Below are 16,116 nucleotides of genomic sequence, written 5' to 3'. Positions count from 1 at the left end.
CGCCAGAGGCCCGCATGATCGGGGTCCACGAGCATCTCGCTCGCATCCTGTCCACGGTCCGTGTCGCCGCCCCGACCCGCCGGGCGCTCGACGGGGCGCAGGGGTGCGTCCTCGCCGAGGATCTGCGCAGCCGCGTCTCGTTGCCCGGCTTCGACAACTCGGCCATGGACGGGTACGCCGTGCTCGCCTCCGACGTCGAACGCGCCGGAAACCCGTATCCCACGAGGTTGCCCGTCGAGGGCGACATCGCCGCCGGCGACACGACTCGCCGCCGCCTGCGCCCGGGCACGACGTTCCGCATCATGACCGGCGCGCCGGTGCCCGAGGGTGCCGACGCGGTCGTGCCCGTGGAGCAGACCGACGCCGGGGTCGAGCGCGTGACCATCCACGAGGGAGTCCCGCACGGACGACACATCCGGCCTCAGGGAGAGGACGTGGGCGAAGGGCAGATCGTCCTGCGCGCGGGTACCCGGCTCGGGCCGCGACAACTCGCGCTGGCCGCCGCCGTCGGGCACGGCGACGCCCTGGTCATCCCCCTGCCGCGCGTCGTGGTGGTGAGTACCGGGGACGAACTCATCGACCCTGGTCAGGTCCCCGGCTTCGGGCAGGTCGTCGACAGCAACGGACCCATGCTCGCGGCCGCAGCGCGCGACCTGGGTGTGGTCGCCAGCCGCGTGGGCGGAGTCGCCGACGACCCCGAGACGGTCTCGCGGGTGCTGCGGCAGCAGCTCGCCCGCGCCGACGCCATCGTCACCACCGGCGGCGTGAGCATGGGCGCCTACGACGCGGTCAAGGCCGTGCTGTCCGAGCTCGGCACCGTGCAGTTCGACCGCGTCGCGATGCAGCCGGGCAAACCGCAGGGTTTCGGCACGCTGGGGGAGGACTCCGTGCCCGTCTTCACCCTCCCCGGCAACCCGGTGAGTTCGCTCGTGAGCTTCGAGGTGTTCGTCGCGCCCGCACTGCGCCGCATGGCGGGCCGTCCGGCGTTCGAGTCCGCTCCCGTGGTGGCCAGGGCCGAGCAGGGGTGGACCTCACCCTCGAGCAAGACCCAGTTCGCGCGGGTCGTCGTCACGTCCAGCGATTCGGAGCCCCTGCGCGTGCGGCTCGCGGGTGGGCAGGGCTCCCACGTGCTCGGCAGCCTGGCCGATGCGCACGGCCTGGCGATCGTCGCGCCGGAGGTCACCGAGGTGAAGCCCGGTGACGAGGTGCTCGTGCTGGGCCTCGACGGGACGACTCCCGGCGATCATGCGGTGGCGGCGACGGCCGGCGAGGCCTCCGGCATGCCCTGGTTCGGTGCGACGGCCGTGGCTGCGGCAGGATCGCCCTCGTGACTTCACCGCGACTGACCCATGTCCGCGACGACGGCACGGCCCACATGGTCGACGTCAGCGCCAAGGCCGTCACCGCTCGTGAGGCGAGTGCGGCCGGCCGGGTCCTGCTCGCGCCCGCGGCCATCGAGGCGCTGCGTGGTGGCACCGTGCCCAAGGGCGATGCCCTCGCGGTCGCCCGCATCGCCGGTATCCAGGCGGCCAAACGCACGCCCGAGCTCGTGCCGCTCGCGCATCCCGTCGCGATCCACGCCGTCGCCGTCGAGGTGTCGGTGGCCGACGACGGGGTCGACATCGCCGCGACCGTGCGCACCGCCGATCGCACCGGCATCGAGATGGAGGCGCTGACCTGCGTCAGCGTCGCGGCCCTGGCGTTGGTGGACATGATCAAGGCCGTGGACAAGCACGCCCGCATCACCGACATCCGCGTCACCGCCAAATCCGGTGGACGATCGGGGGACTGGCGCGAGGAGGCGAGCGGCGCATGAGTCAGCAGGAGCCGGCAGTCGGGCCCGACCCCCGTCGGGCCGTCGTCGTCACCGCCTCGACCCGGGCCGCGCGCGGTGTGTACACCGACCGTTCGGGGCAGATCGTCGCCGACCGACTCCGCGACTGGGGCTTCGACGTCGCGGACCCCGTCGTCGTGCCCGACGGGGAACCGACGGGTGAGGCGATCCGCCGGGCCCTCGACGAGGCGCCCCCGCCGGCGTTGATCCTCACCACCGGCGGAACGGGCCTGCGCGCCGACGACCGCACCCCCGAGGTCACCCTGCCGCTGCTCGACGTCGAGGTGCCGGGAGTCGCCGAGGCGATCCGGGCGGCCGGTCTCGCCAAGGGTGTGCCGACCGCGATGTTGTCCCGTGGCCTGTGCGGCGTGGCCCGCGGCACGCTCGTCGTCAACCTGCCGGGATCGACCGGTGGGGTCAAGGACGCGCTCGAGGTACTCGAACAGGTCGTCCACCATGCCCTCGACCAGATCGCCGGGGGTGACCACTGATGGCCGGGTTGTGGCCGACGATCCTCACCGTGCGGCACCCGCAGCGCCCGGATCGGGTGATGCGCGCTCTCCGACCTCGCGACCGGGCGGAATGGGAGCGTCTGCGCATCGTCAACCATGCGTGGCTGGAACGCTGGGAGGCGACGAACCCGGAACCGACCGGACAGATGAAGTTCCGCTCCCTCGTGCGGTTCTACGACGGGGAGGCGCAGGCCGGGCGCATGCAGCCGTTCGTCATCGAGGTGGGCGGGCGGTTGGTCGGGCAGATGCACCTGTCCGGCATCACGTGGGGCTCGATGCGCAGCGGCAACGCCGGCTACTGGGTGTCGCGGGACATGGCCGGGCAGGGCATCGCGCCGTCCTGCCTGGCGGCGTTGGTGGACCACTCCTTCTACGGTCTGGGGCTCCATCGGGTGGCCGTCGACATCCGTCCGGAGAACCGTGCGAGCGTCCGCGTCGTGGAGAAACTCGGGTTCCGCGACGAGGGGCTGAGGCGGCGTCTGCTGCACATCGACGGGCAGTGGCGCGACCACCGATCCTTCGCTCTCACTATGGAAGACCTGGCGGGGGAATCTCTGGTCGCCCGGTGGAACGCGACACAGCGGCTTCGGCAGTCACCACACGCCACGTGAGCAGGTCGAACGTCTGACCCCGGCCGGTTCGGGCGCAGACTTACATCCGTGTGATTTCGGGGTGACACGCCCCCGATGAGGGCCTGCTTCACCGGCTTTCGACGTACGGTTGGGGTGTGTCCCCGAGCAGCCTGATCTTCGTCGCCGTCGTCGCCGTCTGGGCTGCCTATCTCGTGGTCGACACCACCCGCAGACGCGAGTATCTGGCCACCGCGCGCACCGTCGACCGGTTCTCCGCCTCGATGCGAGTTCTGCAGCGCCGCGCCGTCCGTCGCGAGAGTGCAGAGGCGTTCGAAGCCAGCACCGCGCCCATGCGCAACTCCTCGTCGGTGGTGCTGCACCGCAACCTGCAGCCCTCCCGCGCCGCCACCGAGGCCCGCGCCGCGCAGGCGGCGAGCAAGCCCGTGCAGGCGGCCCGCACCGGCGGCACCAAGGCCCTGGCCGACCGTCAGCGTGCCGCGGCCCGCGTGCGTCGGGCCCGTCTCATGGCGGTCGTCACCCTGGCTCTCGTCCTCGCCACCCTCGGCACCGCCGTGCTGGCCGGACTCGGGGCCCTCACGTGGATCGTCCCGGTCTCCGGGGTCGTCCTCAGCACTGCGCTCGTCGTGGTCATGCGTCGCCAGGCGGTCCTCGCGCGGACCCGTGCTCGCCGCCACGCCGAGCGCGGAACCGGCGCACCGCTCGCCCGTCGCGGAGCCACGGCGGCCACCGCCGCTGCGGCGACATCGGCGGGTGCGGCCGTGGCTGTCGCCGAGCACGAGGCCGACGAGGTCACCCGCGTCGATGTGCGTCCGGCCGCCCGGGCGATGCCGGTGGCGCAGGAGTACGTGCCGTTCGACTACGCCCGCGAGGTCGAGCCGGCCATCGCCGCCGAGGCCGAGGTGGTCGCTCGCGCGGCCGAGCGCGACATCCTCTTCGACCAGGAGGGGTGGCAGCCGGTTCCGGTGCCGCCGCCCACCTACACGCTCAAGGCCCGCGCGGAGCGTCCGCTGCCGCCCCCGCTGGAGATCGAGGACGACTTCATCCCCGTCGGCGAGGAGTGGGACGAGGTCGCGAGCCCCTACAGCCGGGCCTCCGGGCAGTGAGAACCACCCGCCCGGCGGGGTGTCCATCAGGCCAAAGGGGCTGGTAGACGGCCGATTCGGAGCATCACGGGTCAGGTGCTATCGTGATGTCTCGCAATCTGGGGCTGTGGCGCAGTTGGTAGCGCGTCTCGTTCGCAATGAGAAGGTCAGGGGTTCGAATCCCCTCAGCTCCACGTAAGTTGAGAAGTTCGAAACCTGCCCCGCCTGATGGCGGGGCAGTTTCGCGTCCGGGTCCGGTTGGGGTGTCTCGCCCCGGTGCTCCTGAGCGAGGACAGCGGCAGCCGGCTCGGCTGGTAGGAACGTGACGTGTTCGTCCTCGTCGATGATGATCCGCTTGAACAGCGCGCGGTTGAGGATGCGGCGTTCAGCAGGTTCGCACTTGCTGTAGAGGTCGCCGAGGTCGGTGAGGACACCGAGGATCTGATCGAGTCCCTCGTGAGCGTTGTGGTAGGTGGTCGCGAGGCTGTCGAGACGGTTGGTGATCGCGTCGAGGCTGGTGCGGATGCGGTCCTGTTCGGTCTTGAGCAGGTCGAGCGGGATGGCGTCGGCGTAGTGGGCTTTGAATCGCACTGGGTTGGTTGGAGTCTCCATCGTTTGGAAACGAGGATGGACTCATGCCGAAGGACACCACCCCGGGGAAGCCGACCACGCGTCGCTACAGCCCTGAAGAGAAGGCAGCTGCGGTGCGGCTGGTCAGGACACTGCGTGCTGAGCTGGGCACCGAGCACGGCACGATCCAGCGCGTCGCGTCCCAGCTCGGGTACGGCACCGAATCGGTGCGGTCCTGGGTCCGCCAGGCCGACATAGACGAGGGCCACGTGCCGGGGGTCAGCACGAGCGACGCCGCGCGGATGAAGGCCCTCGAGCAGGAGGTCCGGGAGCTCAAGCGGGCCAACGAGATCCTGAAGAGGGCAGCCAGTTTCTTCGGGGCGGAGCTCGACCGCCAGCACAAGAGGTAGCCGCGTTCATCGACGTCAACCGCGATGATGTCGTCGCGGGCCGGCGTCTGGGGGTCGAGCTCATCTGCAGCGTGCTGCAGGTGGCCCCGAGCAGCTACTACGAGTTCAAGAACCGCCGGCCGTCGGCTCGCGCCCAGCGCGATGAGGTGATGGGCCCGATCGTGCGGCAGCTGTGGGACGACAACTATCGGGTCTATGGCGCCCGGAAGGTCTGGAAGGCTGCACGGCGTGGCGGTCACGACATCGGCCGGGACCAGGTCGCCCGGCTGATGCGCACCGCAGGCATTGAGGGTGTCGGGCGCACCAAGGGGGTCCGCACCACCAAGCCCGATCCGGACGTGCCTCGCCACCCCGACCTGGTGGGCCGCGACTTCACCGCCTCCGCGCCGAACCAGCTGTGGGTCACCGACCTGACCTATGTGCCGACCTGGGCCGGCGTCGCGTACGTCTGCTTCATCATCGACGCCTACTCACGCGCGATCGTCGGGTGGCGGGTCGCATCCCACATGCGGACCACGATGGTCCTCGATGCCATCGAGATGGCCCGTTGGTCACGCGGCACCCAGCTCACCGGTCTGCGGTGTCACAGCGACGCGGGCAGTCAATTTACGTCGATTCGCTACGGCGAGCGCTTGGCAGAGATCGGTGCCGTGCCGTCGATCGGCACCGTCGGCGACAGCTACGACAACGCCCTGGCCGAGACCGTGAACGGCTACTACAAGGCCGAGCTCATCCGCGGTCCCGCACGCGAGAGACGGCCGTGGAGGACCGTCGAGGACGTCGAGCTCGCCACCCTGAGCTGGGTCCACTGGCACAACCACGACCGACTCCACGGCTACCTGGCCGACGTCCCACCAGCGGAGTTCGAGGCGACGTTCTACGCTACGAAACGGACCGACCAACTCCTGGTCGGAATCCAATAGCCCGAGCCTCCATCAGACCCAGGGCGATTCACGTACGACGCGCTGATCATCGCCAGCGGAAGCAGGCCACGCACCCTCGACGAGGACATTCTCGGCCGCGACCAGGCCATCACGTCCGGACGCCTGACCACCCTGCACTCCCTCAGCGACGCCCGCCGCGTGCGTGACCACCTGGCGGCGACGACCCACCCGGCGCGCATCCTGATCCTCGGCGGCGGCCTGGTCGCCGCTGAGACCGCATCACTCTTCTGTCAGGCCGGACACGACGTCGCCCTAATCGCCCGCTCGCCCCTCCCGGGCGCCACGGCCATCGGCGAGCACGCCGCCCAACGCCTCCTCGATCTGCATCGCACCCAGCTGTCCACCCACCTGGGACGCACTCCGCGCGCCATCCGTACCCAGCCCGGCCACCTCACCATCGACCTCGACGACGGCACCCGAGCAGAAGGCAACCTGGCGATCGTGGCGCACGGCACAGTGCCGGCAGCACCCGCCCCCTGGACCGGCCCAGACGGCATCGCCGTCGACGACCACCTGCGTCACCTGCACACCCCAGGCCAGCGCCTCTACGCCGCCGGCGGCGTGGCCGCACATCATCATCACGAGCTCGGCACCTACCGCATCGACCACTGGGACGACGCCACCGCCCAAGGCGCCCACGCCGCGAGCACCCTGCTGCATGACCTCGGCCTCGCCAACGATCCCGGGCCTTACGTTCCGACCTCGCTCTTCTCCGCGCGCATCCACGGCCACACCCTCACCGGCGCCGGGCACCCCGGGCTCGCCGACGCAGCACGCATTGCCTCCACCGATCCGCTGCTCATCGTTCACGAGCGCAACGGCCTGCCGATCGCGGCTACCGGACTCGACGCCGCCCCACTCGTTCTGCAATGGAGGAACCGGTTGTTCACCCGGACGAGCAGCGCTCAATAGGTGCCGAACGCTGAACTGAACACACCCCCACGCGGGCTCGCCGCCGTGTGCGACCGCAACTCGGCGCAAAAGCTTGCCGGCCACCCTCGCCGCCCGAGGAGTTTCGGTGACCCTCTTCAAGCCCCAACAACGTCTCCTCCGGGGCTGCTCGACTGGGTCATCATGCCTACCTCCTGAATGCTCGTTAGTTAGCGAAGAATCGATCCCCACCGTGGGCGTTGACCGTGCAGAGGGTGTCCGTGCTGCGCTCGGGGCGAGTCCTTCTGCGCGGCACGCCGCTCAGCCGTGGTCGTGCTCGCTCGTGGGCTCGTCCTCGGCGTAGTCGGGGACCGTCAACGTGAGGCTCTGAGGACCGGGTGCGGGCGGGGTGGGGCTGTAGCTGATGCCATTGGGCATGTCACCGACCGGGACGGTCGCCACCGCCTCGTTCGTCGTCAGGTCGAGCACGGAGATGGTGTCGTCGTACAGGTTGGTCACCCACGCTGTCTCACCCGTGGTGTCCACGACCACGCCGTGGGGACCAGACCCGGTGGTGATGCTGTCGGTGACGGTCATGGCTTCGGTGTCAATGACGGACACCGTGTCACCTGCTGTCTGTTCGGTGCCCTGATCTGCGGACAACAGACGCGTGCCGTCCGGGGTGAGGTAGAGCTGCACCGGCGGGGCGGAGACCTCGACCGAGCCGACGACCGTCTGCTCGGCCAGGTCGACCTTAGCCACGGAGCTATCCCCGGCGAGGCTCACGTAGGCGTAGTCACCGTCATTGTCCACGGCCACCTGGGCGGGGGAGTCCCCGACTGGAATCGACGCGCTGACCTCGTTGGTCGCGATCTGCACCACGTCGATAGTGCCCGCCCCGGTGTTCGCCACCACGACGACCTCGCCGTTCCCGCTGGGACGCAACCCGTGGGGTCCGTCACCGACCTCGACGGTGGCCACCCGGTCGAGCGTGGCTGCGTCGTACACACCAAGAGTGTCCTCGCCGGCGTTGGTGACGTAAACACGCGCACCGTCCGGAGTGAGGATCACGTGTGCGGGGCTCTGCCCGGTAGCAGCGGTCCCGGTGAGCTGATAGGTAGCCGGGTCGAGAGCGACCAGGGCGTTGGAGTGGCCGCTGACGGCCCAGACCGTCCCGTCCGGTCCGACCTGGACGTTGTGCGGGGCTTCGATCCCCGTGACCGTGGTGGCCACCTCACTCGTCTCGGCGTCGATGGCGGTCAGACTATTCCCGTCTTCGTTGGCCACCCACACCGTGCCGGTGACCTCCCCGGCCTGTTGCGTCGGGGTCTGCTCGCCCTGAGTCGGTATCGGCGTCGCCGAGGTCTCGGCGCCACCGGCCCCGCCGGTGCCCTGCCCGCAAGCGGTCAGGGTCAGTGCCGTGACGGCACCCAACAAGGCCACGGTGTGGTACGCACGTACGCGTTTCATGTCAGTTCTCCTTCTCAGGTTCGGGGCCAAGAATCGGGGCCTTGCCGATCACGAGGCGGACCGCGTCCCAGGTGGACGGCCACATCTGTCCTCGGGTCGAACGCAAGTCACAGGCTGGCGAGCATGCCTTCCATGTCGCTGATCTCGGCCTGCTGGTCGTCGATGATCTGTTGTGCCAGCTCAAGGGCCTGGGGGTTCTCCCCGTCGACCAGTTGGGTCTGGGCCATCTCGACCGCGCCCTGATGGTGGGCGATCATCAGTTCCAGGAAGCGCCGGTCGAACTCGGTGCCGGACAGCCCTTCGAGTTCGGCCATCGCCTCTTCCTGGCTCATGCCTTCCATGTCCATCCCACCGTGGCCGGTGTGGTCCATGCCGCCGCTCGGCGTGGTGTCCTCGCCCCACGCCACCAGCCAGGAGGTCATCTGCTCGATCTCCGGTCCCTGCGCAGCGGAGATGCCCTCGGCCAGGGTCCGAACCTCCTGCGAGGCGGCCTTCTCCACGGCCAAGTCCGCCATCTCGATGGCACCCTCGTGGTGGACGATCATCATCTGGGCGAACATGGTGTCCGCGTCGTTGTGCGCCTGGTCGACCTGCCCTGCCGAGGCAGTCGTCTCCGGAGCCGAAGTCGTCGTCTCGGGGGTCTGGGCCGGATTGGCGTCCTCTGTGCTACCCCCGCACGCGGCCAGGGTCAGGATCAGGGCGACGGCAGCACCGACGGCCGCGGGCATCCTCTTCGTGTTCACAAGCAGTGTCCTCTCTTGAGACTCCATCAAGATCAGATGGGCACGATCCGCACGCCGGGTGCTCACCGCTGACGCGACGGCACCGCATGGCGAGACCGGTCCTGTCTTCAGTTAACGAGGTCAGCCCGCTCGGCTCCTAACCGGCGCGGCCATCTTCATGGACTCTTCATCAACCCTGTGCCACCGACATCCATCGCAGGCACACGGACGGTGAACGTCGACCCTGCTCCGGGGCCCGCGCTGGTGGCGGTCACAGTGCCGCCGTGGGCGCGGGTGATAGCCCGCACGATGGCCAGGCCCGCCCCGAAGCCGCCGTGGGCGCGGTCCCGGGCGGTGTCGGCCCGGTAGAACCGGTCGAACAGGTGGGGCAGGTGCTCGGACCCGATGCCCTCACCGTCGTCGGCCACGTGCACACTCACCCAGGCCCCGTTGCGGTCCGCGGTGAGTTCGACGTGCCCACCGGCAGGGGTGTGGCGCAGGGCATTGTCGAGCAGATTGGTCAGCACTTGCCCGAGCCGGTCCGGATCGGCCTCCACCGCGGCCTGCTGTGCTGTCGGTGAGACCTCGACGGTCAGTGCCACGTCACGTTCCCGGTACCGGCTCTCGGCCTGCGCCCGGGCGGCGCTGAGCAGCTCGGTGACGGCCACCCGCGTCATGCGCATGGTCAGCCGGCCCTCCTCGGCGGTGGTCACCACCGCGATGTCCTCCCCTAACCGGGCCAGGCGAGTGACCTGGTCACGCAGCAAGGTCACGGTCTCTTTATCGGCATCGTGGACGCCGTCGGCGATGGCCTGTAGGTACCCGTCCAAGATGGCCAGCGGGGTGCGTATCTCGTGGGCGAGGTTGCCGAGCATCCGGATGCGGGTGGCTTCGACCTCGGCCAGGTCGGCGGCCGTGGTGTTCAGCGCTTCGGCCAACTCATCGAGCTCCCGGCCCATGCCCACATGTGGGACCCGAACCGAGTGCTCTCCGGCGGCCACCGCACGGGCGGCAGTGGTGGCCGCCGCCAAGGACGCTGTCACCCGGCGGGTGAGGAACAGGCTCACCGCGACCGAGGCCGTCAGTGCCGCCATCAGGGCCAGGGCCAACGACAGGGTCGAGGCGTCGCGGAACGCCCACTCGGCGTGATAGACGACCGGCTCATTGGCTGCCTGGCCGGCGACCATATGCTCGTGAAAGATCCGCGGTCCGAGGCTGGCGGCGACCAGCCACGCCGTCCCCGCACCGACCAGCACCACCGCCACGGTGGACAGCAGCAGCCGCGTGCCCAGCCCCCACCGCCGTGCCCTCACCGTCCGGTGCCCATCCGATAACCCACCCCGCGCACCGTCTTGATGAACACCGGATCGGCCGCGTCGTCTCCCAGCTTTCGGCGCACGTGGCCGATGTGGACATCGACCAGGTGGTCGTCGCTCACCCAGTCCGGCCCCCACACCTGCTCGATCAGCTGCCGGCGAGTGAATACCACCTGTGACCGCGTAGCCAGCGCGGCGAGCACGTCGAACTCGATTCGGGTCAGGTCCACCGGCTCACCGTCCACGCGGACCTCCCTCCCCGCCACGTCCACCCTCAGCGCGCCGACCTCGACCACCGTCTCGGCGCTGTGCCGGGGGCGGCGCAGCATCGCCCGGACCCGTGCCACCAGTTCTCTGGGGCTGAACGGTTTGGTCACGTAGTCATCCGCTCCGACCAGCAGACCCTTGAGCCGGTCTGCCTCCTGCACTCGGGCGGTGAGCATGACGATGTAGCAGTCCGAGATTTTCCGCACCGTCCGACACACCTCGATGCCGTCCATCCCGGGTAGGCCCAGGTCCAACACCAGCACGGCCGGGTCCCAGCGCCGCACCGACTCCACCGCCACCATGCCGTCCGCGGCCACCTCGACCGCGAACCCGTCGCGTTCGAGGTAGGCGCTCACCAACCGCGCCAACGGCGCTTCATCGTCGACTACCAGCACCCGAGGCAACTGGCGCTCATGGGTCATAACCGTCATGACCCCATTGTCCAGGAGTGACAGCCCAGCTCGGTACCAGACCGCATCAATGCGACAGGCAGAGGCGGCTGGTCGCGATGTAGGACAAGGACCCGGGCGGGCGGATTATCCGATACGGCAGAATAGAGAGTGTGAGACGACATCTGATCGCACTGGCAGCGGCGCTCCTCTTGGCGCTGGCCGGCTGCTCCAACGCCAGCCTCGAGGCCGACCAGGAACCGGTCAGCCCACCGACCATTACCACCGATCACGCCGACTTCCTCGCCGCGCACGACCTGGATGGCATGGACGGGAAGCAGATTATCGACCACCTCGACCGCGTGCCCGTGGCCGATCGGCCGACCGACCTCATGGCCTCCGTGCGCGCGGACCAGCTTCTCCTCACCGACGGGGAGCAGGAGATCGCGGTACCACTCGGCGAGGACGGCTTCTACCTGTCCGTCGCCCCCTACGTCGATCAGACCCATGAGTGCTATTACCACTCCCTGACCACCTGCCGCGGCGAGCTGGCCAACCAGGACATTAGCGTGCGCATCATCGATGAGACCGGCGAGGTCCTCGTCGATGAACAGGTGACCACGTTCGACAACGGCTTCGTCGGTTTCTGGCTCCCGCGGGACGTCGCCGGCACCATTGAGGTCACCCACGGCGGCCTCACCGGCCAAAGTGCCTTCTCCGCCAGCAACGAGGGGGCTACCTGTCTCACCACCCTCAAACTCGAAGCGTGAGGGAGGGGACGACCTATTCTGCCGATACCCAGGACACATCTGAGGATGTGCGCCGCGGGCAGAACAGCCCGAATTGCCGCGCCAAGGACGGCTGCGCCGCCCGGGCGGACATTTCTTCATGGAACCTTCATGGGTTTCCCGGGCAGCGGCGGATGCGCTGGCCCACGGTGACGCCGTAACGTCGGAAGGGCACCAGCGGCGCCGCGGCCAGCGTCGGCGCTGCCTCCGAACACACAAGGGAGCAAGCCATGAAGACCGCCGAGATGATGAACACCTACCCGGCCGAGGTTAACCTCGATCGCGATCTGCTCACTCGCACCGTCGACGCGCTGGTTGCGTGTGCTCAGGCGTGTACGGCCTGCGCCGATGCCTGCCTGAGCGAGGACACGGTGACCGAGCTGCGCAAGTGCATCCGCTCCAACCTCGACTGCGCCGACATCTGCGCCACGACCGCACGCGTTTTGTCTCGGCACACCGGCTACGACGCCGAAGTCACCCGCGCGCAACTCCAGGCCTGCTCCCAGGCGTGCAAGTCCTGCGGAGACGAGTGCGAGCAGCACGCCGGCCACCACGAGCACTGCCGCGTCTGCACCGAAGCCTGCCGGGCCTGCGAACAAGCCTGCAACGACCTCCTCGCCGCGATCACCTAACTCGCCACCCCGTCCGCTCGCCGCCTCCACACTCCTGCGGCGGCCTGTGTCGAAGTCTCCCGCACTGGAGTGGTGGCAATGTACGGGTTTTGCTCACAGCGACCGATCGGGACCGCAGCTGCCTTCTCTTCAGGGCTGTAGCGACGCGTGGTCGGCTTCCCCGGGGTGGTGTCCTTCGGCATGAGTCCATCCTCGTTTCCAAACGATGGAGACTCCAACCAACCCAGTGCGATTCACCGCGACGACGCGCCGGTCGAGCAGGGTGCCTCCGTACCGGGCGAACTCCGCCTGTGCCGTGCCGAGGAATTCGCGCGGTGAGATTCCGTCGCGCGAGATGAATCCGTGCATCGCCGCTGCCGGCGCGTTTCTGGGGTGCCCCTCGTCGATGAGGTGCACTCGGGCCTGGGCTCGCGCGAGGACGATCCCGGCAGACAGGCCCGCGGCCCCCGCTCCGACGATCACCACATCGCACTGCTGAGTGTCTTCGGTCTGTTCGGTCATGACACCATCTCCGCCACTCACCCTGCGGGCCGCGGCTCGAAGCCGGCAACAATCGTTGCCGAAACAGGGACGGGCTGGTGAAGTGGGTGTCGTGGACGACATGCCCGCCATCGCGGCGACCCTGGACCAGATCCCCGCCCGCATCCGAGCGCTGCGAGAACGGCGCGACAAGTCGCTGGCCGATGTCGCGGCACTCACCGGCATCTCCAAGAGCACCCTGTCGCGCCTCGAATCAGGTCAGCGCCGGCCGAGTCTCGAACTGCTGCTTCCGGTGGCGGCCGCGCTCGCCGTGCCGCTGGACGAGATCGTCGGCGCGCCCCGCGTCGTCGATCCGCGAGTGCCGCAGCGTCCGGCGCGATCCGGTGGCCGGGTCATCGTGTCGCTGTCGCGCACCCAGGGTGAGCCGAAGGCCTACAAGCTGACGATCCCCGCCCACGAGAACACCCCGCGTCTGCGCACCCACACCGGGTACGAGTGGCTCTACGTGCTCAGCGGAACGCTGCGGCTCGTGCTCGCCGACTGCGACGTGGAACTCGGCCCGGGAGAGGTCGCCGAGTTCGACACCCGCCACCCGCACTGGTTCGGGTCGACAGGCAGCGGACCGGTCGAGGTGCTCAGCCTCTTCGGCAAGCAGGGTGAACGCATCCACGTCCGCACCCGACCCCGAACCCGACCGCGGACCGGCCCCGCCGATCCACCCGATCCCGGAGAGGAACGCTGACGCCGGACGCTGGAGGGCGCCTCGAGTGCTCGACGGTCTGCGCTCGCTCAGTGCCTCACGGCTCGGGGCGGAGGGCTGCGGCCGGGGCGATGTGGACGGTGGCCGGGCCGAGGTGTGGGACGTGTCGGTGGAGGTGGTCGTCGACGGTGTGTGCCAGGTCGTGGCCGGCCTCGACCGACAGCGCCGGGTCGACCCTGATCGCGAGGTCGGTCTCGAGACGGTGGCCGCTCCACCTCGCGCGGGCCCGGCTCACCCCGAGCACTCCCGGGACGGTCGCCGCGGCGTCCTCGAGACGATCGAGGATCTCCGGTTCGACGCCGTCCATGAGACGACGGAGCACGGTGCGCATCGAGCTGATCAGCACTCCGATGACGACGGCCGCGATGAGCAGGCCGATCACCGGGTCGACCCACGGCAGCCCCATCCAAGCACCGACCACGCCGAAGATCACCGCGAGGGAGGTCAAGGCGTCGGTGCGGGCGTGGTGTCCCTCGGCGACGAGCGCAGCCGACCCGATCCGCCTGCCTGCACGAATGCGGTAGACCGCCACGACCTCGTTGCCGACGGCCCCGACGACCGCCGCGGCCAGGACCCAGCCCAGGTGCGTCATGTCGCGCTGGGTGCTCAGCGCCCGAATGGACTCCCACACGATGAGCCCCGCCGAGAGGGCGATGACCGCACCGATCACCAGGCCGACCAGGTCCTCGGCGCGACCGAACCCGTAGCTGTACCGCCGCGTCGGGGAACGCCGACCGAGCCGGAAGGCGATGATCAGCGGGATCGTCGTCGCCAGGTGCCCCAGGTTGTGCAGGGTGTCGGCCAACAACGCGACCGACCCGCTGAGCCACACGATGCCGATCTGCAACAGCGCCGTGGCGCCCATCCCCGCCAGGCTGATCCACGCCGCGCGGATGCCGACGGCGCTCGCCTCGTCGGCGGTCCGGATCGCGTCGGCATGGTCGTGGCTGTGGGGAGTCACCGCGTGCTTCAGCCGGCCCCACATTCCCTCGCCGTGGTGATGGCCCCCGTGCTCGTGTTCGCCATGCTCGTGCCCGTTCTCGCCGTGCTGCGTGTGGCGATGGCCGCGTCGACCCGGATCGGTGGGCATGTCGACGTCGCGGCGGGTGGTGTCCGGGCGTCCGGGATGCAGGTGGCTCACCTCACCAGGCTATCTGCATACTTGCGCAGGTAACAAGCAAGGGTGGCCTATCCTGACGAGGTGCACGATGATCTGGTCCTCCCTGTCCCCGACGACAGCCATGCCCGGATCACGGCCGAGACCTTTCGCCTGCTCTCCGACGCGACGCGGGTCAAGATCCTGTGGGCGCTGCTGCAGGAGGAGGCCAGCGTCAACGTCCTGGCCGAGCTCGTCGGCGCGTCGCCCACGGCGGTGAGTCAGCACCTGTCCAAGCTGCGGCTGGCCGGATTGGTGAAGAACCGGCGTGAGGGCACGTTCGCCTATTACTCGGCCGACGACGCCCACGTACACCGACTGTTGGCCGAGGCCCTGTCACACGCGGAGCACGTCACCGGCACTGCCACGGGCCAGGACCCGCACCCCTATGGCAGTTCGGCCCCCGAGCGGCGGCGGCAGTCGAGGCCGGGATCCACCGGCGTTCGACGAACCGGCCTCTGACACTGCACTGTTCGACCCACACCGCTGCCGCGACGCCCGGCGGCGGGTGCTGACCTCGGCGGCGTCCCGGTGCCGGTCCTAGAATCGGACAGGTGACCTCCCCGAAGCCGCTCCTGATGTTCGTCCACGGGTTGTTCTCGACGCCGCTGGACTTCGGCGACCAGGTCTCGGCGCTCCCACCCGGCCTCGAAGGCATGGCGCCGTGGTTGAGGGGCGCGCGCCCGGGGTCGAAGGGCGACACGTTCTCGGTGCCCGATGCGGCGGCCGACCTCGCCATGACCATCGAGTTGTCCGGCGCGCCGAAGGCGACGTTGTTCGGGGTCGGCGAAGGAGCCCTCGTCTCGCTCGAGATCGCCCTGTCCCGCCCCGACCTGCCCGTCGAGCTCGTGCTGGTGGGCCCGGCCGTCGCCGCCTCCGCCGGGGTGGGGGTCCAGCGCCGGATCACCTCGTTCCTGCCGCGATCCATGCTCGCCCGACGTGGGGTCGACAAGCGTCGCGCGCTCGAGGGCCTCGATGCCCTCGCCGAGGTCGACCTGTGGGGGCGGCTGCCCGGTCTGCAGGCCCGCACGCTCCTCGTCGTCGGCGACAAGGACCGCGCCGGGCGCGCCGCGAGCGAGGCCTTCGCCCGTCAGGCGGAAGCGGCCGAGGTCGACGTCGAGGTCATCCCCGGCGCCGGGGCGTCACCGCACACCCAACGACCTGCCGAGGTCAACGCCGCCCTCTACGGGTTCATTGGGGTCGAGCCGCGGCACTGACCCGCGGCACCGATCCCCCGGGGCCTCCTCTCCCGAGCGGCTCCCGCGTGCGACGCTAGGACGACGACGGTCTCGGCCGTGGACGACCCCGGGGTGACCACCCG

General features: G+C 69.6%; 17 protein-coding genes, 1 tRNA gene, 1 pseudogene and 1 other annotated feature. Of the genes and pseudogenes, 13 read left to right on the top strand and 6 right to left on the bottom strand.

The features are described from left to right. Nucleotides 1–14: 14 nt before the first annotated feature. From glp to QQK49_RS13890, 8 genes are all read left to right on the top strand, one after another. Nucleotides 15–1,331 (top strand): molybdotransferase-like divisome protein Glp, encoded by a 1,317-nt coding sequence (gene glp, locus QQK49_RS13925; protein ID WP_284304441.1) that lies wholly within the window; start codon nucleotides 15–17, stop codon nucleotides 1,329–1,331. Continuing rightward, nucleotides 1,328–1,816, top strand: a complete 489-nt coding sequence (gene moaC / locus QQK49_RS13920) for a cyclic pyranopterin monophosphate synthase MoaC (protein WP_284304440.1) — start codon at nucleotides 1,328–1,330, stop codon at nucleotides 1,814–1,816. The genes glp and moaC overlap by 4 nt, the downstream gene beginning before the upstream one ends. Then, nucleotides 1,813–2,325 (top strand): MogA/MoaB family molybdenum cofactor biosynthesis protein, encoded by a 513-nt coding sequence (locus tag QQK49_RS13915; protein WP_284304439.1) that lies wholly within the window; start codon nucleotides 1,813–1,815, stop codon nucleotides 2,323–2,325. The genes moaC and QQK49_RS13915 overlap by 4 nt, the downstream gene beginning before the upstream one ends. Continuing rightward, complete coding sequence (locus tag QQK49_RS13910) at nucleotides 2,325–2,957, top strand: GNAT family N-acetyltransferase (protein ID WP_284304438.1); 633 nt, start codon at nucleotides 2,325–2,327, stop codon at nucleotides 2,955–2,957. The genes QQK49_RS13915 and QQK49_RS13910 overlap by 1 nt, the downstream gene beginning before the upstream one ends. A gap of 116 nt (nucleotides 2,958–3,073) precedes the next feature. Next, a complete protein-coding gene (locus QQK49_RS13905; RefSeq protein WP_284304437.1) occupies nucleotides 3,074–4,042 on the top strand; it encodes a hypothetical protein in 969 nt (322 codons plus the stop codon). A 100-nt stretch (nucleotides 4,043–4,142) separates the two neighbouring features. After that, nucleotides 4,143–4,215, top strand: a tRNA-Ala gene (locus QQK49_RS13900). Between the two features lie 441 nt (nucleotides 4,216–4,656). After that, nucleotides 4,657–5,924 (top strand): IS3 family transposase gene (locus tag QQK49_RS13895; protein WP_284303543.1). Its coding sequence is split into 2 segments (ribosomal slippage): nucleotides 4,657–4,960 and nucleotides 4,960–5,924, totalling 1,269 coding nucleotides; the frame shifts between segments, so codons are not numbered across the junction. Further along, nucleotides 4,956–5,090 (top strand) — a sequence feature (AL1L pseudoknot). It overlaps the preceding gene by 135 nt. A 42-nt stretch (nucleotides 5,925–5,966) precedes the next feature. Then, nucleotides 5,967–6,857, top strand: a complete 891-nt coding sequence (locus QQK49_RS13890; RefSeq protein ID WP_348536264.1) for an FAD-dependent oxidoreductase — start codon at nucleotides 5,967–5,969, stop codon at nucleotides 6,855–6,857. Nucleotides 6,858–7,136: 279 nt separating this feature from the next. Here the strand turns inward: QQK49_RS13890 and QQK49_RS13885 are convergent, their stop codons facing one another. The 4 genes from QQK49_RS13885 to QQK49_RS13870 all read right to left on the bottom strand — a co-directional run bounded on the left by QQK49_RS13885 (nucleotide 7,137) and on the right by QQK49_RS13870 (nucleotide 11,021). Beyond that, on the bottom strand, nucleotides 7,137–8,285 hold the full coding sequence (locus tag QQK49_RS13885; RefSeq protein ID WP_284304436.1) for a YVTN family beta-propeller repeat protein: 1,149 nt from the start codon (nucleotides 8,283–8,285) through the stop codon (nucleotides 7,137–7,139). A gap of 107 nt (nucleotides 8,286–8,392) precedes the next feature. Next, nucleotides 8,393–9,094 (bottom strand): DUF305 domain-containing protein, encoded by a 702-nt coding sequence (locus QQK49_RS13880; RefSeq protein ID WP_284304435.1) that lies wholly within the window; start codon nucleotides 9,092–9,094, stop codon nucleotides 8,393–8,395. A gap of 89 nt (nucleotides 9,095–9,183) precedes the next feature. Next, nucleotides 9,184–10,320, bottom strand: a complete 1,137-nt coding sequence (locus tag QQK49_RS13875; RefSeq protein WP_284304434.1) for a sensor histidine kinase — start codon at nucleotides 10,318–10,320, stop codon at nucleotides 9,184–9,186. After that, a complete protein-coding gene (locus QQK49_RS13870; RefSeq protein ID WP_284304433.1) occupies nucleotides 10,317–11,021 on the bottom strand; it encodes a response regulator transcription factor in 705 nt (234 codons plus the stop codon). Before QQK49_RS13870 ends, QQK49_RS13875 begins: the two co-directional genes overlap by 4 nt. A 131-nt stretch (nucleotides 11,022–11,152) precedes the next feature. On the opposite strand from QQK49_RS13870, the gene QQK49_RS13865 reads away from it, so the two are divergent. Together QQK49_RS13865 and QQK49_RS13860 are read left to right on the top strand one after the other, a co-directional pair. Next, nucleotides 11,153–11,749: a CueP family metal-binding protein gene (locus tag QQK49_RS13865; protein ID WP_284304432.1), complete on the top strand. Its 597-nt coding sequence runs from the start codon at nucleotides 11,153–11,155 to the stop codon at nucleotides 11,747–11,749. 248 nt (nucleotides 11,750–11,997) lie between these two features. Then, nucleotides 11,998–12,399, top strand: a complete 402-nt coding sequence (locus tag QQK49_RS13860; protein WP_284304431.1) for a four-helix bundle copper-binding protein — start codon at nucleotides 11,998–12,000, stop codon at nucleotides 12,397–12,399. Nucleotides 12,400–12,807: 408 nt separating this feature from the next. Here the strand turns inward: QQK49_RS13860 and QQK49_RS13855 are convergent. Continuing rightward, nucleotides 12,808–12,900 (bottom strand): annotated as a pseudogene (locus QQK49_RS13855) (hypothetical protein); the annotation flags it as partial. Nucleotides 12,901–13,000: 100 nt separating this feature from the next. Between QQK49_RS13855 and QQK49_RS13850 the strand changes: the two are divergent. Next, a complete protein-coding gene (locus QQK49_RS13850) occupies nucleotides 13,001–13,621 on the top strand; it encodes a helix-turn-helix domain-containing protein (RefSeq protein WP_284305907.1) in 621 nt (206 codons plus the stop codon). A 55-nt stretch (nucleotides 13,622–13,676) separates the two neighbouring features. Here the strand turns inward: QQK49_RS13850 and QQK49_RS13845 are convergent, their stop codons facing one another. Beyond that, nucleotides 13,677–14,780, bottom strand: coding sequence for a cation diffusion facilitator family transporter (locus QQK49_RS13845; protein WP_284304430.1), 1,104 nt, complete (start codon nucleotides 14,778–14,780; stop codon nucleotides 13,677–13,679). 60 nt (nucleotides 14,781–14,840) lie between these two features. On the opposite strand from QQK49_RS13845, the gene QQK49_RS13840 reads away from it, so the two are divergent. Both QQK49_RS13840 and QQK49_RS13835 read left to right on the top strand, forming a co-directional pair. Further along, nucleotides 14,841–15,257 (top strand): ArsR/SmtB family transcription factor, encoded by a 417-nt coding sequence (locus QQK49_RS13840; RefSeq protein ID WP_284304429.1) that lies wholly within the window; start codon nucleotides 14,841–14,843, stop codon nucleotides 15,255–15,257. Nucleotides 15,258–15,349: 92 nt separating this feature from the next. Further along, on the top strand, nucleotides 15,350–16,012 hold the full coding sequence (locus QQK49_RS13835; protein ID WP_284304428.1) for an alpha/beta fold hydrolase: 663 nt from the start codon (nucleotides 15,350–15,352) through the stop codon (nucleotides 16,010–16,012). Nucleotides 16,013–16,116 lie beyond the last annotated feature (104 nt).

The organism is Mobilicoccus caccae, assembly GCF_030161635.1.
Taxonomy (GTDB): domain Bacteria; phylum Actinomycetota; class Actinomycetes; order Actinomycetales; family Dermatophilaceae; genus Mobilicoccus; species Mobilicoccus caccae.
This window is presented reverse-complemented; position numbering and strand designations above follow the sequence as displayed.